The 20016-nt window shown below is 61.9% G+C and carries 17 protein-coding genes; 4 read left to right on the top strand and 13 right to left on the bottom strand.

Annotated features, from left to right (window positions below):
• Nucleotides 1-4 precede the first annotated feature (4 nt).
• On the top strand, nt 5-784 hold the full coding sequence (locus tag BN940_RS07620) for an anaerobic ribonucleoside-triphosphate reductase activating protein (RefSeq protein ID WP_084330572.1): 780 nt from the start codon (nt 5-7) through the stop codon (nt 782-784).
• A 49-nt stretch (nt 785-833) separates the two neighbouring features.
• On the opposite strand, the gene BN940_RS18440 is transcribed toward BN940_RS07620, so the two are convergent.
• The 5 genes from BN940_RS18440 to BN940_RS07595 form a co-directional block, all read right to left on the bottom strand.
• Nucleotides 834-1421, bottom strand: coding sequence for a sarcosine oxidase subunit gamma (locus BN940_RS18440; RefSeq protein WP_043681732.1), 588 nt, complete (start codon nt 1419-1421; stop codon nt 834-836).
• The gene (locus tag BN940_RS07610) at nt 1411-4410 is read right to left on the bottom strand and encodes a sarcosine oxidase subunit alpha family protein (protein WP_043681729.1); all 3000 of its coding nucleotides are present in this window, start codon (nt 4408-4410) and stop codon (nt 1411-1413) included. The genes BN940_RS18440 and BN940_RS07610 overlap by 11 nt, the downstream gene beginning before the upstream one ends.
• A complete protein-coding gene (locus tag BN940_RS07605; RefSeq protein ID WP_043681726.1) occupies nt 4407-4706 on the bottom strand; it encodes a sarcosine oxidase subunit delta in 300 nt (99 codons plus the stop codon). The genes BN940_RS07610 and BN940_RS07605 overlap by 4 nt, the downstream gene beginning before the upstream one ends.
• 12 nt (nt 4707-4718) lie before the next feature.
• Nucleotides 4719-5966 (bottom strand): sarcosine oxidase subunit beta family protein, encoded by a 1248-nt coding sequence (locus BN940_RS07600; RefSeq protein WP_043681722.1) that lies wholly within the window; start codon nt 5964-5966, stop codon nt 4719-4721.
• Nucleotides 5967-6081: 115 nt separating this feature from the next.
• Nucleotides 6082-7173: a GlxA family transcriptional regulator gene (locus BN940_RS07595; RefSeq protein WP_052355687.1), complete on the bottom strand. Its 1092-nt coding sequence runs from the start codon at nt 7171-7173 to the stop codon at nt 6082-6084.
• Between the two features lie 102 nt (nt 7174-7275).
• Here BN940_RS07595 and purU point away from each other — a divergent pair, with 102 nt between their 5' ends.
• A complete protein-coding gene (gene purU, locus BN940_RS07590) occupies nt 7276-8163 on the top strand; it encodes a formyltetrahydrofolate deformylase (protein WP_052355686.1) in 888 nt (295 codons plus the stop codon).
• Between the two features lie 95 nt (nt 8164-8258).
• On the opposite strand, the gene BN940_RS07585 is transcribed toward purU, so the two are convergent.
• The 8 genes from BN940_RS07585 to BN940_RS07550 form a co-directional block, all read right to left on the bottom strand.
• Nucleotides 8259-9026: a creatininase gene (locus BN940_RS07585; protein ID WP_043686302.1), complete on the bottom strand. Its 768-nt coding sequence runs from the start codon at nt 9024-9026 to the stop codon at nt 8259-8261.
• 11 nt (nt 9027-9037) lie between these two features.
• Nucleotides 9038-10408 (bottom strand): purine-cytosine permease family protein, encoded by a 1371-nt coding sequence (locus BN940_RS07580; RefSeq protein ID WP_052355685.1) that lies wholly within the window; start codon nt 10406-10408, stop codon nt 9038-9040.
• Between the two features lie 188 nt (nt 10409-10596).
• A complete protein-coding gene (locus tag BN940_RS07575) occupies nt 10597-11688 on the bottom strand; it encodes an ABC transporter ATP-binding protein (protein WP_043681716.1) in 1092 nt (363 codons plus the stop codon).
• Nucleotides 11689-11692: 4 nt separating this feature from the next.
• The gene (locus BN940_RS07570) at nt 11693-12517 is read right to left on the bottom strand and encodes an ABC transporter permease (protein ID WP_052355684.1); all 825 of its coding nucleotides are present in this window, start codon (nt 12515-12517) and stop codon (nt 11693-11695) included.
• Nucleotides 12514-13464 carry an ABC transporter permease gene (locus tag BN940_RS07565; protein ID WP_084330827.1) on the bottom strand — a complete coding sequence of 317 codons (951 nt, stop codon included), beginning with the start codon at nt 13462-13464 and terminating at the stop codon, nt 12514-12516. Before BN940_RS07565 ends, BN940_RS07570 begins: the two co-directional genes overlap by 4 nt.
• Before the next feature lie 131 nt (nt 13465-13595).
• On the bottom strand, nt 13596-14732 hold the full coding sequence (locus BN940_RS07560) for a polyamine ABC transporter substrate-binding protein (RefSeq protein ID WP_043681713.1): 1137 nt from the start codon (nt 14730-14732) through the stop codon (nt 13596-13598).
• A gap of 362 nt (nt 14733-15094) precedes the next feature.
• A complete protein-coding gene (folE2, locus tag BN940_RS07555) occupies nt 15095-15916 on the bottom strand; it encodes a GTP cyclohydrolase FolE2 (protein WP_043681710.1) in 822 nt (273 codons plus the stop codon).
• 111 nt (nt 15917-16027) lie between these two features.
• Nucleotides 16028-17281, bottom strand: a complete 1254-nt coding sequence (locus BN940_RS07550; RefSeq protein WP_242404287.1) for a M24 family metallopeptidase — start codon at nt 17279-17281, stop codon at nt 16028-16030.
• Nucleotides 17282-17499: 218 nt separating this feature from the next.
• On the opposite strand from BN940_RS07550, the gene BN940_RS07545 reads away from it, so the two are divergent.
• Nucleotides 17500-18531, top strand: a complete 1032-nt coding sequence (locus BN940_RS07545) for a GlxA family transcriptional regulator (RefSeq protein ID WP_043681707.1) — start codon at nt 17500-17502, stop codon at nt 18529-18531.
• Between the two features lie 180 nt (nt 18532-18711).
• On the top strand, nt 18712-19965 hold the full coding sequence (gene glyA, locus BN940_RS07540) for a serine hydroxymethyltransferase (RefSeq protein ID WP_043681704.1): 1254 nt from the start codon (nt 18712-18714) through the stop codon (nt 19963-19965).
• Nucleotides 19966-20016 lie beyond the last annotated feature (51 nt).

Raw genomic sequence — 20016 nt, 5'->3', positions numbered from 1 at the left:
TCCCATGCGCGCCGCCACCGCGTCCCACGCCTCGACGGCGGCCGCCTCCGTCCCGCGCATCGCGCCGGGACGGCCGCCCGCGCACCTGAAGGTCGGCGGGCTGGTGCCCTTCACCGCCACAGACTACCCCGGCCTGCTGGCAACCGTTCTCTTCGTGCAAGGCTGCCCCTGGCGTTGCGGTTACTGCCACAACCCGCACCTGCAGCCACGCACCGCCGACAGTCCGCTGGACTGGAACGATGACGTCCTGGCATTCTTGCGCCGCCGCGTCGGGTTGATCGACGGCGTGGTCTTCAGCGGCGGCGAGCCCACGATGGACCCGGGCCTGGGCGCCGCCATCCGGCAGGCGCGCGAGCTGGGCTACAAGATCGGCCTGCACACCGGGGGCACGCACCCGCGCCGCCTGGCCCAGGTGCTGCCGCTGGTGGACTGGGTCGGCCTGGACATCAAGGCGGGTTTCGATGACTACGCCCGCATCACCGGCGTCACCGGCAGCGGCCACCCCGCACGCGCCAGCCTGCAGGCCGTGCTGGACAGCGGCGTCGATTTCGAATGCCGCACCACCGTCCATCCCGATCTGATCGATGCGCAGGAGCTGGTGGCACTGGGCCGCGCGCTGGCTCAATACGGTGTGCGCCGTTACGCCGTACAAGTGTTCCGCACCCAAGGCTGCGCCGACGAGATCCTGAATGCACACGGCCAGTCCTTGCGGGACTGGCCGGGCGCAGGGGTCAGCGACGCGCTGGCGGCGCTGTTCCCATCCTTCGAACTGCGGCGCGGGTAGGCGCCGTGACCGCCCTTGCGGGCGACCATGCCGCCTTGCGAATCGGTGCTCAGCCCTCCATCGCATCCAGCAGCATGCGCACCGCGTAATCGGCGAAACTGCGTCGCACGATCAGTTCCCAGGCATCGCCCGTATCCTCCAGCGGGCGCAGCAGCACGCTGGCCTTGAAAAAATGCGACTGAGCGCAACGGCCAAGCGGTAAGGCCCGGGGGTGCAGATCCAGCGGACAGCCCGCGTTCAACACATTGCGCGCCCCCGGCCCATGCAACTGAACGGCGGAATAGCCGCTGCTCTGGTCCGTGATCGCAAACCAGTGACCTGCCAGCGCATGTTCGACCCGGGATACCAGATCGACACCTGCGCCGGCGCGCAGCAGCCACTCGTCAGGCGCCAGCCACAAGGCCGTAATGTCCCCATCATGGGCCACTGTGTTGGGTACCAGGGGCAATTCCAGCCCCAGACACGCCTGGACGGTTCCCAGAATGGTTGAATTGGAAGGATCGACACGCAGATTGGCCAGACTGACCAGAGATTGCTCGCTCAGGGACACTCGATTGGAGTCACCATGCAACAGTGGCAGACCAAAGTCCGTGTGCAGTCCCGTCAGCGGGCTCTGCTGTTTGTTTTCATTCAACATTTTGACGGGCTCCTTCGGGATCGTAGAACACCGGGCTGCAGACGCGCGCCGGCATGAATCGACCATCGGCCGTGGCTACTGTGACTTCTTCACCCATCCGCTCATGGCCATCCTTGAGCAGGGCGAGCGCAATGGATCGGCCCAGGATCGGACTCATATAGCTGGAAGTCACGTGACCGAACATCGGAGCGATGGCCGCCTGGGTCGGACCCAGCAGAATCTGGCCGCCTTCCGGCAACACGCAGGCGGGATCATTGGCCAGCAAACCAACGAACTGCTTGCGCCCAGGACCGCTGGTGTGGCTGCGCGCCAGAGATCTCTTGCCCAGGCAGTCCTTGTTTTTTGCCAGCATACCGCCCATGCCCAGATCCATCGGAGTGACCGAACCGTCGGTGTCCTGACCGACGATGATGTAGCCTTTTTCGCCGCGCAGGACGTGCATGGTCTCGGTGCCGTAGGGCGTGATGCCGTGGGGCTGGCCAGCCGTCATCAGCCGCTCGACAACGTGGCGGCCCATATTGGCCGGCATATAGACTTCGTAGGATAGCTCGCCGGAAAAGCTCACGCGCAGGACACGGGCAAACACGCCATCGATGGTGCCTTCCTGGAAACTCATGAAAGGGAAGGCCTCATTGCTGAAATCGATGTCCTTGCAGACGGCGGAAAGCACCTTGCGGGCATGGGGACCAGCCACGGTCGCCACGGCATACTGGTCCGTCACCGAGGTCAGATAGACCCGCAGATCCGGCCATTCAGTCTGCAGCCAGCGCTCCATCCAGCTCATGATGCGGGCCGCGCCGCTGGTGGTAGTGGTCAGCAGGAAATGATCCTCAGCCAGACGGATGCTCACGCCATCGTCCATGACCATGCCGTTCTCATCAAGCAGCAGGCCGTAACGGCAGCGCCCAGGCTGCAGCTTGGTCCAGGAATTGATGTACAGGCGATTGAGGAACTCGACCGCATCCGGGCCGCGCACGTCGATCTTGCCCAGGGTGCTGTAATCCAGGAGGCCGACGCTGTTGCGCACGGCCAGGCATTCGCGCTGCACCGCCGCGTGCATGTCTTCACCCGGTTTTGGGTAGTAATGGGCGCGCTTCCAGTTGCCCACATCCTCGAAGATGGCGCCTTGTTCCAGATTCCAGTCGTGCAGGCAGGTACGGCGGATCGGATCGAACCAATCGCCCAGTTCGCGTCCAGCCACGGCGCCGAAGCTGACCGGCGTGTAGTTGGGACGGAATGTCGTGGTCCCGGTTGCCGGAATGCTTTGCTTCAAGGCTTCAGCCAGCACCCCCATGCCGTTGATGTTGCCCAGCTTGCCCTGGTCGGTACCGAAGCCCATGGCCGTATAGCGCTTGACGTGCTCGACCGAGTGGTAGCCCTCGCTGACCGCCAGCAGGATGTCGGATACCGAGACATCGTTCTGGTAATCGATGAACTGCTTCGGACCACGGGTGGCCTGCTTGCCCTTGCCGACAGCCCACAGCGGCAGCAAAGGCGCAACCTCGACCGGCCTGGCAGACCACACGGGAAGATCCGCGGGCCGGGCGGCTGGAGCGCCTTCGGCCGCCTGCAGGCCCGCACGCGCGCCGCCATCCAGCGCCGCCTGCAGACTGAAATCGCCGTTGGCGGCACCCGCACTGCTTTGCGGCTGGGCGGACGCATCCGGCACGAAACAGGCACGCTCATCACACCAGCGCGGCTTGCCGCGCGACTGGGCATACAGGTGGATGACGGGATTCCAGCCACCGGATGTCGCCAGCAGATCGCAGGACAGCGTATCGACGCCATCGCGCAGACTGGCGCCATGGCCCCGCAGGCGCACACCAGTCACGTGCTTGCCGCCGCGCGCCTCGGCTACGACGGCCTGGTGCACCACCGGAATTCCCAGCCGTTCGGCCTCGGCCGGCAGGGTACCGCTGCTGAGCACCCGCGGATCGACGATGGTGACATCCGCGCCATGACGTTTGAGATCGACCGCGCACTGATAGGCGCTGTCGTTGTTGGTGAACACGACGGCACGGCGGCCTGGCAGCACGCCGTAGCGGTGAATGTAAGCGGATACGGCACCGGCCAGCATCACGCCCGGGATATCGTTGTTGCCGAATACCAGCGGCCGTTCATGGGCGCCGGTCGCCAGCACCACATGCCGGGCCCGGATTTTCCAGATGCGTTCGCGTACGCCACTGCGCTGCATGATCGGCAGATGGTCGTGCAGCCGCTCGCAGGCGGTGACCAGATTGTGATCCTGGTAGCCAAACGCGGTGGTGCGCTGCAGCACCTGTGTTTCCGGCTGGGCAGCCAATTCCGCCATGCGTTCGGCTACCCAATCCAGCGCGGGTTTGTCGTCGATGACTTCCTGGGCGCGCAACAGGCTGCCCCCCGCCTCGCCAGCATCATCCACCAGAATGACCCGGGCACCGGTGCGGCCTGCCGCGCAGGCAGCCGCCAGCCCCGCCGGCCCGGCCCCCACGACCAGCACATCGCAGTGCGCATAGCGCTTCTCGTAGCGATCAGGATCCTGAGTGTCGGGCACCGAGCCCAGGCCTGCGGCGTCACGGATCCGTTCCTCGTATTTGCCCCACCAGCTGCGCGGCCACATGAAGGTCTTGTAATAGAACCCCGCCGGGATGAAGCGTGCAAAGCGCTGCATGATCGCCATGCGGTCATGCTCGATGTCCGGCTTGGCGTTGACACTGGTCGCGCGCAAGCCCTCATAGAGTTCGACCTCGGTCGCACGCGCGTTGGGCACCGTATACGCGCCGCTTTCCAGCTGCACCAGCGCATTGGGCTCTTCGACTCCGGCGGTCATGATGCCGCGCGGGCGGTGGTACTTGAAACTGCGTGCCACAAAATGCACGCCATTGGCCAGCAGGGCCGACGCCAGCGTGTCTCCTTGCAGGCCGGTATAGGCCTTGCCATTGAACGTGAAGCGCACCGGCGCGCCGCGCCGCACACGGCCACCCTGGGGCAAGCGGCTATCCTGATTCATACGGCCTCCCGGATCGGTTCTGCGGTTTCGTGACTCTGATCAGCGAAGGTCTCGTAGCCCCGGATGTCATAGGTCCGCGTATCGCGCTCGGCTATGAACCAGCGGCGGCAACCGTGGGTGTGGACCCACTGCTCGCGAAACAGCCCGAAAGTGTTGCGGCGCATGAATACGTAATCGCCCCATTCACGATCATCCATCGAAGCGTTGTCCACGGGGCGCACAATGCCGGCCTCCCCCCCATAACTGAATTCGCTTTCGGCGCGTTCCCCGCACCAGGGGCATTTGATCTGCAGCATGATGTCTCTCCTTCAGTGGGCCACGGCGGCGGCGCCGTGTTCGTCGATCAGATGGCCGCTATAGAAGCGGTCGACGGAGAAGGCCTTGTTCAGCGGGTGCGGCTCGTCGTGCGCGACCGTGTGCGCAAAGACCCAACCCGATCCAGGAGTGGCCTTGAAGCCGCCGGTTCCCCATCCGCAGTTGAAATACAGCCCCTTGATCCCGGTCTTGGTGATGATCGGGCACGCGTCGGGCGACACATCCACGATGCCCCCCCACTGGCGGTTCATGCGCACGCGGCTCAGGGACGGGAACATCTCGACGATGGCCTGCAGCGTGTGCTCGATGCTCTGGAAGCTGCCACGCTGGCCATAACCCAGATACTGGTCGATGCCGGCGCCGATCACCAGGTCGCCCTTGTCGGACTGGCTGATGTAGGCATGCACGGCATTGGACATGATGACGGTGTGGACGCAGGGCTTGACCGGCTCGGAAACCAGTGCCTGCAGAGGATGACTCTCGATAGGCAGGCGGATGCCCGCCATGTCGGCCAATACGCTGGAATGGCCGGCTACCACCACGGCGACTTTCTTGGCCTTGATGAATCCCTTGCCCGTGTCCACGCCTTCGATGACACCATTTTTCTTCCGGATATTGGTCACCGGGCAATTCTGGATGATGTGCACACCCAGCCGGTCAGCGGCGCGGGCGAAGCCCCAGGCCACGGCGTCATGGCGGGCCACGCCGCCGCGCCGCTGGAACGAACCGCCCAGCACGGGATAGCGGCTGTTCAGATTGATGTTGGGGACGATTTCCTGGACCTGCGCCGGCGTCAGCCACTCGCCATCGACCCCGTTGTAGCGGTTGGCATTGATGCGCCGCTGGGTGTCGCGCACTTCCTGCAGAGTGTGGGCCAGGTTCATGACGCCGCGCTGGCTGAACATGACGTTATAGTTCAGATCCTGCGACAGGCCCTCCCAGAGCTGCATCGCCTTTTCATAGAGCTGGGCCGACTCGTCCCAGAGATAGTTCGAACGCACGATCGTGGTATTGCGCGCGGTATTGCCGCCACCCAGCCAGCCTTTCTCCAGCACGGCGACATTGTGGATGCCATGCACTTTGGCCAGATAGTAGGCGGTGGCCAGGCCATGCCCGCCTGCGCCGATCACGACAACATCGTATTCCCGCTTGGGTTCGGGGCTATGCCATGCCCTTCCCCAGTTTTCATTGTGACTCAGCCCGTTGCGGATCAGGCTGAAGATCGAGTAGCGATTACTCATGGTCTCCTCGCTTCGATGATGGCGCACCCCGTTTGGTGTGATGGGTGCAGTACATCAAAAGCGGGCCGGACCCGATAGAATTATTTCGCCGTACTTCTGGAAGATTCCCGCTTCTTCAAAAGAACTCGCTGCGCCCCGGAAATACCTCGCTGATGTAGTCGGACACCGGGTCCGATGGCGACAACAGCGTGTCGGGCAGTTGGGCGCGGCCGCGCCACGCGCTGGGCGGCATTCCGAAAGTCGCGCGAAATTCGCGCCCCAGATGGGACGCATCGGAAAACCCACACTCCGACGCGATGGCCGCGATGGTTTTCTTGGTGTGGGTCAGCATCCAGGCCGCCAGGCGCAATCGCATGCCGCGCGCATAGGCCTGGGGCCCCTGCCCGGTCGATTCCTTGAAGAGCCGCTCCAGGTGGCGCACGGAAATGCCCAGCTTGCCGGCCAGTTCATCAAGGCTCAGAGCCCGCCCGACGTGCTGTTCCATGAGCAGGACGGCGCGCCGCACGGCGGGATGCGTCGTCGGCTGGATTCCTGGCGGCAACGGCTGGGCCGCGCTGGCCCGGCCCCCATCTTCAACCTGCAGAATACGCAGAGCCTTCTGCACGATGGACTGATCGATGTGGCGCCGCAGGATCTCGGCGGCGACATCGATCGAAGCACGCCCGCCCGAACATGTGATGCGCCGCCGATCAAAGACGTACAGGCGGTCAGCGATCACCTGCGCCGGATCGACGCAGGGAAAGTGTTCGAGAAAATCCCAGTAATGGAACCAGCTGACGCAGATGCGATGCTGATCCAGCACTCCGGCCTGCATCAGGGTGAATACCCCTGTGCACAAGCCGACCAGACGGACATCCTTGCATGCCGCTTCGCGGATGAATTCGAGCATCCCGGCGCTGACCGGCGGGCGCTGCAGCAGGCCGCCCACGACCACCACATAATCGAAGCGGGCGGGGTCGCCTAACACTTCCGACGGCACCACCTGGATCCCGCTGCTGGAGCGGACCGGCGCCAGAGTTTCATCGACAACCTGCCAGGCGCATCGCACCGGCCGACTGTGATCGCCCTCGTCGCCCGCCAGACGCAGTACATCCAGCATCCCCGAAAAGGCGGTCAAGGTGAAATGCGGCAGCAAAATGAAGCCAAAGCGCACTGGTCCCGTACTCATATGGCTCTGCTTCTCCCTGTCTGACGATTCAGACGTCATGACGTTTCCATTCTAGGCGGATATGCGCCTCCGTGATGTAGTGGACGCCACTACTGGGCCGGCGCGCCGCGCTGGCCACTCGACCTAGACCGGAGACGAACCATGCAACATTCATCCTCGCCCGCCCCATCGACCGCCAGTGCCTTGTTCTGCCTCACGGTGTCCTGCCCCAGCAGGGCCGGACAGGTTGCGGCCATCGTCTCGTTCCTGGACCAGCGACGCGGCTATATCGACGAATTCACTGTCTTCGATGAAAAAAGCACCCAGCAATTCTTCGTACGCTGCGTTTTCCACACCGACCCTCCCCAGGCGCTGGACATCGCTTCCTTGAACCGCGATTTCGCCGGGCTGGCCCAACGCTTTTCCATGCGCTGGGCCATTCACGACATGTCGCGGCGCCCCAAAGTGCTGATTCTGGTCTCGAAACTGGAGCACTGTCTCGCGGACCTGCTGTTTCGCGCCCGAATGGGTGAGCTGCCGATGGACATCACGGCTGTCGTTTCGAATCACGACACCCTGCGCGGCCACGCCGAGGCCGCGGAGATCGCGTTCCACCATCTGCCCGTCACCGACGAGACCCGGCCGCAACAGGAAACCACCATCCTGGATCTGGTACGGACGACCGGCTCCGAACTGGTTGTCCTGGCCCGGTACATGCAGATCCTGCGCCCCGAAACCAGCAAGGCACTGGCGGGCCGCGCCATCAATATCCACCATTCTTTCCTGCCGGGCTTCAAGGGCGCCCGCCCATATCACCAGGCCTATGAACGAGGGGTCAAGGTGATCGGCGCCACAGCCCACTTCGTGACCGACGATCTGGACGAGGGCCCGATCATCACCCAGTCCGTCGAGCCAGTCGATCATACGCAAACCCCCGACCAACTGCTGGCCACCGGCCGCAACCTGGAATGCCGCGCACTGGCCCGGGCCGTGCGCGACTACCTGGAACGGCGGGTCTTCATCAGCGGGCATCGAACGGTGGTTTTGTAAAGCCAGCGGACGATCCCTCACATCGAGGGCGTCGGCCGCCGCCGCGTCGGGTGGCGCCACACGCGCCCCCCGCCGGGAAGCCAGGCACGGCATGATCAGTCAAACGCCGTTCGCAGCGCGTCCGCGATGCCCTGTACGCAGACCGTCAAGATCAGTTGGCCATGTTCCGCGCTGGCTCGGCTGGCCGACGACAGACAGCCGGACTCCGGTGTCCACTCCGGCTTGATCGGGAAAAAATCATAAGGCGGAAATGTGGCTGGCGGGTGATCCTGAACCTGACTCATGTCGACCAGATCCGGGTGCAGATGCAGCATCAAAGAGGTTTCCAGCACCCCGCCATGCTCGACGGCCCAGCCGGGGAAATCCCCCTGGTAAATCGCGTCAATCGTCTTTTGGTCGATGAAGTCCCAGTACGACAGGATGATGCTGCGGAAATCCCGTATGCCATCCCAACGCAGTTCTCGCAGCGCCAGATCGACCCCTTCGGTAATGAAGGCCGAGTTCTCATAATGGCCATTAACGAGAACAACCTTGCGGACCCCGTGGCGCGCCAGTTCCTTCAGCACGTCGCGGATGATGCTGGTGACCGTCAGGCCATCCAGGCTGGTCGTGCCCGGCATGTGATTGCCCCCGCCGCTTTTTTGCTGCGACTTGTAGCCATACGCGATGGCCGGAGCCACTAACGCGCCCATCCGGGCAGCCACACGTTCTGAAATGGCCGTCGGTAGCAGGACGTCCGGATTCATGCTCATGTGGGGCCCGTGCTGCTCCAACGCCCCAACGGGCACCAGCACGAGCGCGCCATTTCTGACTTTCTCCGCGTAAGCTGGCCAGGCCAGCTCCGCAATACGGACTCGATCCATGTCTTTCCCCATCACACCAGACGCGTGCGTCGCATGTTGAAGCCCAGCGCCAGCACCAGGTAACTGACCGCCGTCACGCCAATTGCCGGAAAGGACGCCGTCCAAACCCCCGCAACATCCGTCAGACTGTAGTGCAGCAAGTAGAACACGCCCAGACCCAAAGCCATCGAAATCCAACCTGAAGCATTCCAGTCGCCCAGGCGGCTCTTGGTGGAACCATCAGGATAATTCTCGGCGAACAGATCCTCGTCCCGGACCTGGCACCTGCGTACAATGAAATAATCGACAACCACCAGCGTCCACAACGGGACGAAGATCCCTCCGACCACCCCAAGGAAGAACTCGAAATACTCGATGAATTTGTCAAAAGCCAGCGGCAAAAAACACATGACGAACTGCAAGAGCGCAATAAACAACAGATAGCGCTTGGGGGATTCGCTGCGCGTGGCGCCCACCAGCCCCATGCCGGCCCCATACAACACGGTCACGTTCGTGCTGACCGTGGCGAAGAACACTACAAGAAAGGCAACGGTGCCCAACCCCAGGGAAGCGATCGTGGAACTGGGATCCGAGTTGTTCGGGTCGAAGACGCCAGTATCCAGCACGACGCCGATCACACCGATGGCGCCGACGATCATGAACCAGCCTTGACCCAGATTGACACCCAGCCAGCTACCCGCCGTGGCGGCGCCAGGCCCCTTGGCAAAGCGGGCAAAGTCGCCGATCATCGCCCACCCCCAGCAGAACCCGAAAGCCAGGTCAAAATAAAATGCCGGCGAATGTTGAGCTTCCGGCAAGGTCAGGCTGGCGATCTTGGCGTAATCCCAGTGCTGCAGGACGACGATGGTTTCCCAGATGCCCAGCACGACCAGCAGCACGACAGAAATCCATTCCAGGTACTTGATCGCGCGATGCCCCACCACGACGATCACTCCCTGAACAATCGCGGTCACCAGGATTCCCAGAACCAACGGCACCAAGGAGCCGGGCTGCCCATAGGTCGGCGAGCCCCACATGGCATGGAAAACATAAGTCAATGAAATCGCGGCGATGAAGGTGTTGATGCTCGGCCAACCGATCATGCCCAGAAACTCACCGATGCCAGCCCAGCGGGATCCCCGGACGCCCAGGACGGGAACCGTACAGGTCACCGTCGACGCGCCATGCTTCCAGGAAATCCAGCCGATCATGGCCCAGGGAATCATCATCAGCGGCAGATAGATGAAAGCGTACTGCCAGACGAAACTCATGCCAATGGCCGCCGCCATCCCGCCAAAATACCAGGATCCCGTATTGACCCCGGACCCGAACCAGGTCACGACCTGGTCAAAAAAGCCATACTCGCGCTTGTCATGCGGAATTCTGGCGGTGCCGTATTCCATGTAGTGTCTCCTCGAAGGTGCGCCGGCCCCCCGTTATGTCCCGGGAGTGTACCGGCTCTGGTGATTGAGCGGCGGCGCTTTTTCAGCGTCCGCCCAACCCATCTTAGAGACAGGACGCCCGGTGGCTTTCTCCAGGAACGACCTCGACTTGCCAGAAAGCGAAGCCATACTCCGGACTACACGTCAGCTCATGTCTGTGCGCCCAGGATGCGGGTTTCCTGGATACCCCAGCTGACATGAACCCAGCCATCGTCTTCCACGGGCAGCTTCGCGCGTCCGGCATAGGGAACCTGGGCCTGCAACTCCAGGCCGGTTTCAGCCTGGAGGTGGATCGTCATGATGGCGCCGACGAACTCTTCTCCGATCACGCGACACCGCAGACGATTGCGGTCCGCGCCCTCAGCCCCGCCGAAGCCCACGTCCTCGGCGCCGACGTACAAGGTCACGGAATCCCCCTTGGCGACGCGCCCGCCGGCCGCCAGAGGCGTTTCCAGGACTCCATGATCGGACCTCACGATGATCCTGTCGCCGACGATATCGGCCACATTGCCCTCGATGATGTTCTTGCCGCCAATGAATTCCGCCACGAACCGGTTGCATGGCTTGGAATAGATTTCCTGCGGAGTGCCCACCTGTTCAATATGTCCCTGGCTCATGATCACCACCCGATCGGCCATTGCGAAGGCTTCCGAATGACTATGGGTGACGTACACGAAGGTGATGCCGATCTCCTTTTGCAACTCTGTCAGCACACCTTGCATCCGCACCTTCAGGTTTGCGTCCAGAGCACTCAGCGGCTCGTCGAGCAACAGGATGGGAGGTTCGGTTACCAGGGATCTGGCCAATGCGACACGCTGGCGCTGGCCGCCCGACAACTGACTGATATCCCGACCCGCGAACTCGGCGAGCCCCATGCGTTCCAGCCATTTCCCGACCCGACGCCTGCGCTCGTCCTTCTGGACGCCACGCATCCGAAGTCCAAACTCGACATTCTCGGCGACGCTCAAAAAGGGGAATAGCGCAAGGTTCTGCCACACCAGGGGGGTATCGCGATCCCAGGTGCTGAGTTCATTGATGCGCTCTCCGTTGAGGCGGATTTCGCCTTGCGTGGGCTGGTCCAGGCCGGCCAGCATCCGCAGGGTCGTTGTCTTGCCACAGCCGCTCGAACCCATGATGGCCAGGAATTCGCCTTCGCTGATGTTCAGGTTGATCGATTCGACAGCGGTAAAGCCCCCAAAGGACTTACTGACATTATCCAGTTCCACCAGAGGACGATTCATGATTTCACTCCCCTTTGGCCGCGGCCAAAATTTTTTGAGTCCTGTTTTTTCCACGCCGGACCAACAGAATCTGCGCCAGGACAACCAATATGATGGTGACCGTAAAGACGATGGAACCAATCGCATTGATCGTCGGACTGACGCGCCCCTGCAGGGTCGTGAGAATGCTGACCGGCACGGTGGGGTCCAGCCCCGACACGAACCATGCAACGGCATACTCATCGAACGACACCGCCATGGTGACAAACAGCGCAGCAGCGATGCTGGGCAAGGAAAATGGCAGGATCACGTGCCAAAGCGCCTGCCACTGACTGGCTCCCAGGTTCCAGGCGGCCGCTTCCATGTCGGCGGGCATCAGCGCCAGACGCATCCGGATCACCGCCATTGCAAACGGGGTGCACATGACGATATGGCTGATCATGACCGCCTGAATGTTGCCCGACAGGCTGACGCGAGACAGAAACGCCAGCATCGCCAGCCCCATGATGACCACCGGGATGGTCGGCGGCAACAGCGCCAGCGTCAGGTAGACCGATTTTCCGAAGAATCGATAGCGATGATCGGTATACGCGGCGCAAAACCCCAGCAAGGTGGACACCACCGCCACGGTGAAACCGACTTTTGCGCTATTTCCAAACGCCAGCCAGATGTCGGCGTCGGAGATGATGTCCCGATACCATTGGAAACTGAAATCACCCAGAGGCAAGGTGGGAAAGCGATCCGCATTGAAGGAAAAAACGAAGCTAGCCGCGATGGGAGTGAAAATAAACGCGAATATTCCAAAGGCATAGCAATAAAGTGTCAGATTGATCCATCGGTTCTCGTTCATTTCGGCCTCCGGTAAGCGAACCAGATTGCCGCCAGGGCAACCGCCAGCAAAGTCATGATCATCGTCACCGCCACGACGGCCGCCTGTGGCCACTGCTGGCCGGACTTGACAGTGTCGATGATCACGGTGCTCAGTACGGTCCTCAGGCCGCCTCCTAAATACAAAGGACTGACGAAATCACCAAATGTCAGGATGAAACAGAACAGCGCCGCAACCATGATGCCGATTCTGGCGGACGGGATGATGACGTGCCAGATCGTGCCAAGACGGCCGCAACCTAGGTTATGGGACGCTTCCACCAGATTCCGGTCCACATAGATGAGGCTGAGCAATTGCAGCAAGGTCACCAGCGGCAGGCACAAAGTCGCATACCCGATCAAGGTGCCTCCGAGGGTATTGAGCATCGCCACTGGCGGCAGCGACAGCCAGCTCAGGAGCATGTTGACGACCCCTGAATCAGCCAGGACGACCTGCCAAGCATAAACGCGCACCAGGTAACTGGTGAAAAAGGGGATGATCAGCAAAAGCAGCGCAAGCTGACGTGCCGATTTCCGGAATTTGAAGGCAATCGCGTAGGCGCACGGAAACGCAATCGCGCTGATGACGATCGCAGAGAAAATCGCCATGCCGAAAGTCAAGACGTACGCATCGTAAAAATAGCCGCGCGTATAGATGAACGCCCAATTGGCAAACGTGAAATCCGGCTTCAGGCGAAAGAACTCGACCGACCAGAAAGTAATGACCAGCAGAAACACCACCGGAAAAACCAGAAAGAGCAACTGCCACACGAACGGCGGCAGGCTCAGAGAAAAGGTATATAGCCTCTGCTTTGGAACGAAATGCCCAGTACGCGGCGACGTCCGTCGCAACGGGCGCACGCGCGACGCGGCGCCAGGGGATCGCGTTGAACTCTGACGCGGAATTGTCACCAAAACCTCCTGTGCCATGAGGCCCATCAAGCTCTTCGCAAGATATCTGTTCCGGAGCCAGCGGCCGACTTCTGAAACGACAGGCGGCTGACCAGGCCGCGCCCGCCACAGCATTGCATCGCGGGTGCGCCAGCCTGGTCAGGAGCCGCTCAGGCGCTCTTGTACTTCTGCCAGAAATTGTTCCAGTCCTGCAGAGATTGCTGGACTGGAAGTTGCCGATCGTGGATGCGGCCCTCCCGGATGATGTTCATGACGTTGTATTCGTCCATCAGCATGCCCCCACGTTCAGCCGCCACGTGATTGACCTTCGACAGCAACTTCCACCCCTCTTGATTCGGAATCAGGGCTGGATAAGCTTTCATGGTTGCGGCCTTGACCTGCCCTTCCGGGGAGGCCATGTATTGCAGGAACTTGGTGGCCAATTCGGTCTTCCGGCTGCCCTTGCCGATGCACAGGCACTCATCCCACTGCAGGCCGCCTTCCTTGGGCACGACCGTCTTGAATGAACCGCCATCGCGGGCCAGCAGACCAGTGATCCAGTCCCCAATGCCCAGCATCGCATGGACTTGCTCGGTTTTCAGCGCCGAAAGCGTGCCGCCATAGCCGAAGAACCCGGCGATCTGGGGACGCAGGCTCATGGTTCTATCCTGCACCTTTTGCCAGGCGGCGGCATCGATATCGTAAGGCTTGGGATTTCCGTTCAGCAGGCTCATTTGACCGAGATTGGGCAGATGCCAGTCGAAATGCGCAACCTTGCCTTTGAGCTTCTTGTCCCAGAACATCTCGTAGGAGCTTGCCTGTTCGTCGGTAATGTATTTGGTATTGAACGAAACCCCCAGAAATCCGAAACGCATGAGCAACGCATACATGTCGTTCTCATGCCACAGCATTGGAAACCTGCGGAATTCCGGAAAATAATCGTTAAAGGGATAGTCCGCCGGATTCAGCTTGTCGATATAACCCGCTGTCCGCAACTGTTGGACATATTCGCCGTCCGCCAGGATGACGTCGTAAGTGCCCGGCGGGGATTGGGAGATCAGCGCCAGCATTTCGTCTCCGCCGGTATAGTATTTCGCGCGGATCTTGACGCCGTGCTTGTCCACAAAATCCCCGACCACCTCGCGCTCGGCAAAGCCATTCCAGGTCAGCATGGTCAAGGTCTCGAGCGCCCATGCATCGCGTAGCGGTAGCGCGCTGGTGACGGCCGCGGCGCCCATGAGGCTGCCGATTTTCGTGACAAAACGCCGACGGGATGCGAACTCGCTGCGTTTCAAGGGAAGTTTCATATTCCAGTCCTCCTCGATTGCGCCTGACCATATCCGATGCGGGATCCGATATTGATTGGCGCTGTTGGAAACAATGAAAGGAACAGTCGCCCTTTCAGAATCTACTTCCATACTGACGTCATGCGCCGTGGGTCCGGCAGCAGGCCCGGTCATTACCGGGAAGCCTGGAGAAATCGAACCGACACAACGCGAGGGAACCTGGGCCAGCTACTATAGTGTCTCCATCTTGCATCGTCGTTTCAGGTTGCCTGTAACGACGATCCTACGGGTTCCGCTCGCAAGGCTCGTTGTCGGGAACGACATCAAATTGTCTGACAACGAACTGGCGGCCCGGTGTGGCGCAAGGGTCGCCCGGCCGCTGGTCACTGCGCGTTCGCGCTGATCACGATGGCATACGCCGAATGATTGTGAATCGACTCGAAATTTTCGGCCTCCACTTCATAGGACGCCACGCCTGGCAGCCGCCGCACCAGGACGGCCACGTCGCGTACCAAGTCTTCGACGAACTTCGGGTTCTCGTACGCCCGCTCAGTAACAAATTTCTCATCCTCGCGTTTGAGCAGACCCCAGAGTTCCGCAGACGCCCGCGTCTCCACACCTCGAATCAAGGCATCCAGATCGGCCGCGACGGGCGACCCGTATTCGAGCCGAACGAGGACGTGCGAGCGCTGGTTGTGCGCGCCATAATCGGAGATGGCCTTGGAACAGGGGCACAGGCTGGTCACCGGTACCCGGACATGTTGCGAGAAACGGGCTGGCGCCCCCCGCGCGGCGCGAGCCGTCCAGACAACCTGATAATCCATGAGACTGCGCAGACCGGACACCGGAGCCGCTTTTTCCAGGAAGTAGGGGAAGCGGGCAGACACGTCAGCACTCTCGACACCCAGCCGCTCATACACCGCCCGCGCCATGCGACAAAAACCCTCCGCGGACAGCGGCGTCTCGCGCCAGGATTCCAGCACCTCGATAAAGCGCGACATGTGGGTACCCTTGTCCGCAGCGGACAATGCCACGGTCATTTCCCAATCCGCGACGACTTGCCGGGAAGGATTCGCATCGGCCGCCAGCCGCAGCGGATAGCGGACTCCCCGGACCCCGACCCGCTGAATGGAAATCCCGCGCATATCCGGACCGCTCTGCACGTCCGGCATCGAGACCGCGAGGGGATCGAGAAGAGTATTCATGTGCCTCCCTGGAAGTCGGCCGGGATCCATTCATGACTCCGGCCCACCGCCCAGCGCGTGAGGGCACCAACCCGGAGCGCGCCGGGATCGGCCCCCTCATGCGGCGCTGGATCAGCCCTTCACGATGTTGTGTTCCGGGCCATACGGGAACTTGGTGATGTTTTCGGCCCCGTTGGCCGTCACAACCAGGATGTCGTGTTCGCGATAGCCGCCCGCGCCCGGCAGCCCTTCAGGCAGCATCAGCATCGGCTCCATCGAGACCACCATGTTGGGCACCAGCACCGTCTCGATATCCTCGCGCAGTTCCAGCCCGGCCTCGCGCCCGTAATAGTGGGACAGCACGCCGAACGAGTGGCCGTAGCCGAAGGTGCGATACTTCAGGACATCATGCCGGTGGAAGATCTCGTTCAGTTCCGCCGCGATGTCGCAGCAGCGGGCGCCCGGGCGGATCAGTTTTTGACCGGCCTCGTGCACCTCGACGTTGATTTCCCAGATGCGGCGGTGGGCATCTGAACATTCCTCGGCGAACAGCGTGCGTTCCAGCGCCGTGTAGTAGCCGGAGATCATCGGGAAGCAATTCAGGCTGAGGATGTCGCCCCGCTGAATCCGACGCGACGTCACCGGATTGTGGGCGCCATCGGTATTGAGGCCCGACTGGAACCAGGTCCAGGTGTCCATGAGCTCGGCATCCGGATACGTGCGGGCGATTTCGCGCACCATGGCCTGCGTCGATGCCAGCGCCACCTCATGCTCGGGCACGCCCACAGCAATGGCCTCACGGCAGGCGGCCCCGCCGATGTCGGCGATCCGCGCCCCCTGCTTGATCAAGGCGATTTCCTCATCGGACTTGACCATGCGCAGCCGCATGCAGGCCTTGCCGATGTCCACCAGCTCGCTGCCCGGCAGGGCGGCGCGCAGCTTGTCCAGGTTTTCCGCCGTGACATGATCGAACTCCACCCCGACCCGCTTCTTGCCCTTCAGCAAAGTCTGGACCGCATGGAAATAGTTGTCGCGCTGCCAATCCGTGTAGACGATGTTCTCGCCAAAGCTGCGGCGCCCCGGCTGACCGGCGTCGATGTTGGCGCTGATGGTCGTGTGCTTGTCTTGCGTGAGCGCCAGCCCATAGAAGCGCCCGAAATGGCAAAATAGAAAATCGGCGTAGTAGTTGATGTTGTGATACGAAGTGAACAGGACGGCATCGATGTCATTGGCGGCCATGTGCGCACGCACCATATCGACGCGCCGTTGCATTTCGCTCGCAGAAAAGGTCGGCTTGACGCGCGGGCCGTTGGGAATCTGCAGCAGGCGCGTCTCGCGCATCTGTTGGGCTGCGGTCGCGGCGTTGGAAAATTGCAGGCTGCTCATGGGGATGTCTCCTGTGATTGGCATCGGCTTTTGAAATGACTGCGCGGTCGCCCGCGTTCGTGCAGACCATCTTAGAGACCGCGCGCCGCGTGCCTTTTTTCAGAAGCGACCTTTAATTGCCTGGAAACGAAGACCCGCGCCGGGCAAGACGGACCGACGATAAAACCCGCTCTACAGTTTGTGAAAGCGGAAGTGTTTTTTGGACGGAGACAAGCAGGATGGACACCCCTTTGGTTCAGGACGCCGCGCACGGCCGCCCGGTCCCTGCCACACAGCACTACGGTTTTTTGCTGGTTCCCGGATTTACTCTGATCGGTTTCTCCTCCGCAGTGGAACCTCTGCGCATGGCCAATCTGGCCAGCGACCAGCTTCTTTTCCAATGGTCCACAATCAGCCTGGACGGCGCGCCGGTCCAGGCCAGCAACGGGGTACCCCTTCAGCCGGACTTCGCGTTGGATCAGGCCCCTGCGTTCGATGCCCTCTTCGTCTGCGGGTCCAACCCGATCCCGCCCCGCATAGATCCGCGCTGTCTGAACTGGCTGCGCCAGCGGGCGCGCCAGAGCACGGTCCTGGGCGGCATCTGCACGGGCAGCTACTGGCTGGCGCGCGCGGGCTTGCTGAACGGCTACCGCTGCACCCTGCACTGGGAAGATACCGAACGGCTTTTGACCGACTTTCCGGAGATCATCGTCTCCAAGCGCATTTACGAAATCGATCGGGACCGTTACACCTGTAGCGGCGGAATCGCCCCCGTGGACCTGATGGTCGCGCTGATTGATCTGCGGACCGGTAGCCACGAAATCGCGGCCAAGGTCTCTGAACTGATGGTCTGCGAACGCATACGTTCGACCCAGGATCCCCAACGGATCCCGCTGCGCCAGCAACTGGGCACCAGCCAGCCTAAACTGACTGAAGTGGTGACGCTGATGGAAAACAATCTCGAAGAACCCTTGTCCAAGGAAGAATTGGCCCACTTCATCCAGGTTTCGGTGCGCCAGCTCGAACGTCTGTTTCAGGAGCACCTCAAAAGCACGCCCAACGCATATTATCTGGAACTGCGGCTACGGCGGGCGCGGCAGCTGCTGCTGGGATCAGAACAATCCATCATCGACGTCGCAGCCGCCTGCGGTTTCGTTTCGGTGACCCATTTCACCCACCGCTATCGCGACTACTTTGGCATTACGCCGGGCCGCGAACGCCGGATCGTCCAACCGCCAAACAACTCGGTGGCGGCTGCGCGGACATCCTGACCAGTCCGCCACGAACGCCGAACCACAATACCCGCTGCGGCACTTGCGTCCCAGTACTATGGCGCGAACATACAAGCCGACCCGCCTGCGTTCCCTAGAATAGAGAACAAGCCTGCCTTGCGCCTCGTCATCGAGAGTCGCGCAAACGCATCCGGCGCTCGACTCATCACAGGAGACATCATGTTTTCAGGCAACGAACGCATCCAGGGTTTCGATGACGAACTGTGGGCCGCCATCGAGGCGGAAGACCACCGCCAGGAACAACACATCGAACTGATCGCGTCGGAGAACTACGCCAGCCCGCGGGTCATGCAGGCCCAGGGCACCAAGTTGACCAACAAATACGCCGAGGGCTATCCCGGCAAGCGTTACTACGGCGGCTGCGAGCACGTGGACGTCGTCGAGCAGATGGCCATCGACCGCACCTGCGAGCTGTTCGGCGCCGACTGGGCCAACGTGCAGCCCCATTCGGGCTCCCAGGCCAACATGGCCGTCTACCTCGCTCTGATGCAGCCTGGCGACACCCTGCTGGGCATGAGCCTGGCCCACGGCGGCCACCTGACCCACGGCGCCAAGGTCAGTTCCTCGGGCCGGCTCTACCGTGCCATCCAGTACGGCTTGAACGCCGACGACCTGGTCGACTACGACGAAGTCGAACGCCTGGCCATGGAACACAGACCGAGGATGATCGTAGCCGGTTTCTCCGCCTATTCGCAGGTGCTCGATTTTCCGCGCTTTCGCGCCATCGCCGACAAGGCGGGCGCGCTGTTCATGGTGGACATGGCCCATTTCGCCGGCCTGGTGGCGGCGGGCCTCTACCCCAATCCGGTGCCTCATGCCGACGTGGTAACGACCACGACGCACAAGACCTTGCGCGGTCCGCGCGGCGGCCTGATCATGGGCCGCGCCAACCCCGAGATCCAGAAAAAAATCCAGTCGGCCGTGTTTCCGGGCGCGCAGGGGGGGCCGCTGATGCACGTCATCGCGGCCAAGGCCGTGGCCTTGAAAGAGGCCATGCAGCCGGAATTTCGTGCCTACCAGCAGCAGGTCCTGGACAATGCCCGGGCCATGGCCGAGGTCTTCGTCAAAAACGGGCTGCGCATCGTTTCAGGCGGCACGCACGACCACCTGTTCCTGGTGGACCTGACTGCCAAGGGCATCACCGGAAAGGCCGCCGACGCGGCGCTGGGCGCTGCCCACATCACGGTCAACAAGAACGCGGTGCCAAACGACCCCCAACCCCCCTTCGTGACCAGCGGCATCCGCATCGGCTCGCCCGCCATCACGACGCGCGGCTTCAAGACCGAAGAGGCGCGCTTGCTGGCCGACTGGATCTGCGAGATTCTCGACGACATGGACAACGCGGACACCATCGCTCGCATTCGCGCGCAGGTGATCGACCTGTGCGCCCGCTTCCCGGTCTACCGCGGCTGACCGCGATCCCCGCCACCCGGCCGCACCAGCGGCGGCCGGGCCACGCCCGGG

It is taken from the genome of Castellaniella defragrans 65Phen (genome assembly GCF_000612685.1).
GTDB classification, from domain to species: Bacteria; Pseudomonadota; Gammaproteobacteria; order Burkholderiales; family Burkholderiaceae_B; genus Castellaniella; species Castellaniella defragrans.
This window is presented reverse-complemented; position numbering and strand designations above follow the sequence as displayed.

Bases quoted from the DNA above. Each gene is read 5' to 3' on its own strand.
- BN940_RS07620 (WP_084330572.1), top strand. From the start codon at position 5: ATGCGCGCCGCCACCGCGTCCCACGCCTCGACGGCGGCCGCCTCCGTC.
- BN940_RS18440 (WP_043681732.1), bottom strand. From the start codon at position 1,421: ATGTTGAATGAAAACAAACAGCAGAGCCCGCTGACGGGACTGCACACG.
- BN940_RS07610 (WP_043681729.1), bottom strand. From the start codon at position 4,410: ATGAATCAGGATAGCCGCTTGCCCCAGGGTGGCCGTGTGCGGCGCGGC.
- BN940_RS07605 (WP_043681726.1), bottom strand. From the start codon at position 4,706: ATGCTGCAGATCAAATGCCCCTGGTGCGGGGAACGCGCCGAAAGCGAA.
- BN940_RS07600 (WP_043681722.1), bottom strand. From the start codon at position 5,966: ATGAGTAATCGCTACTCGATCTTCAGCCTGATCCGCAACGGGCTGAGT.
- BN940_RS07595 (WP_052355687.1), bottom strand. From the start codon at position 7,173: ATGACGTCTGAATCGTCAGACAGGGAGAAGCAGAGCCATATGAGTACG.
- purU (WP_052355686.1), top strand. From the start codon at position 7,276: ATGCAACATTCATCCTCGCCCGCCCCATCGACCGCCAGTGCCTTGTTC.
- BN940_RS07585 (WP_043686302.1), bottom strand. From the start codon at position 9,026: ATGGATCGAGTCCGTATTGCGGAGCTGGCCTGGCCAGCTTACGCGGAG.
- BN940_RS07580 (WP_052355685.1), bottom strand. From the start codon at position 10,408: ATGGAATACGGCACCGCCAGAATTCCGCATGACAAGCGCGAGTATGGC.
- BN940_RS07575 (WP_043681716.1), bottom strand. From the start codon at position 11,688: ATGAATCGTCCTCTGGTGGAACTGGATAATGTCAGTAAGTCCTTTGGG.
- BN940_RS07570 (WP_052355684.1), bottom strand. From the start codon at position 12,517: ATGAACGAGAACCGATGGATCAATCTGACACTTTATTGCTATGCCTTT.
- BN940_RS07565 (WP_084330827.1), bottom strand. From the start codon at position 13,464: ATGGCACAGGAGGTTTTGGTGACAATTCCGCGTCAGAGTTCAACGCGA.
- BN940_RS07560 (WP_043681713.1), bottom strand. From the start codon at position 14,732: ATGAAACTTCCCTTGAAACGCAGCGAGTTCGCATCCCGTCGGCGTTTT.
- folE2 (WP_043681710.1), bottom strand. From the start codon at position 15,916: ATGAATACTCTTCTCGATCCCCTCGCGGTCTCGATGCCGGACGTGCAG.
- BN940_RS07550 (WP_242404287.1), bottom strand. From the start codon at position 17,281: ATGAGCAGCCTGCAATTTTCCAACGCCGCGACCGCAGCCCAACAGATG.
- BN940_RS07545 (WP_043681707.1), top strand. From the start codon at position 17,500: ATGGACACCCCTTTGGTTCAGGACGCCGCGCACGGCCGCCCGGTCCCT.
- glyA (WP_043681704.1), top strand. From the start codon at position 18,712: ATGTTTTCAGGCAACGAACGCATCCAGGGTTTCGATGACGAACTGTGG.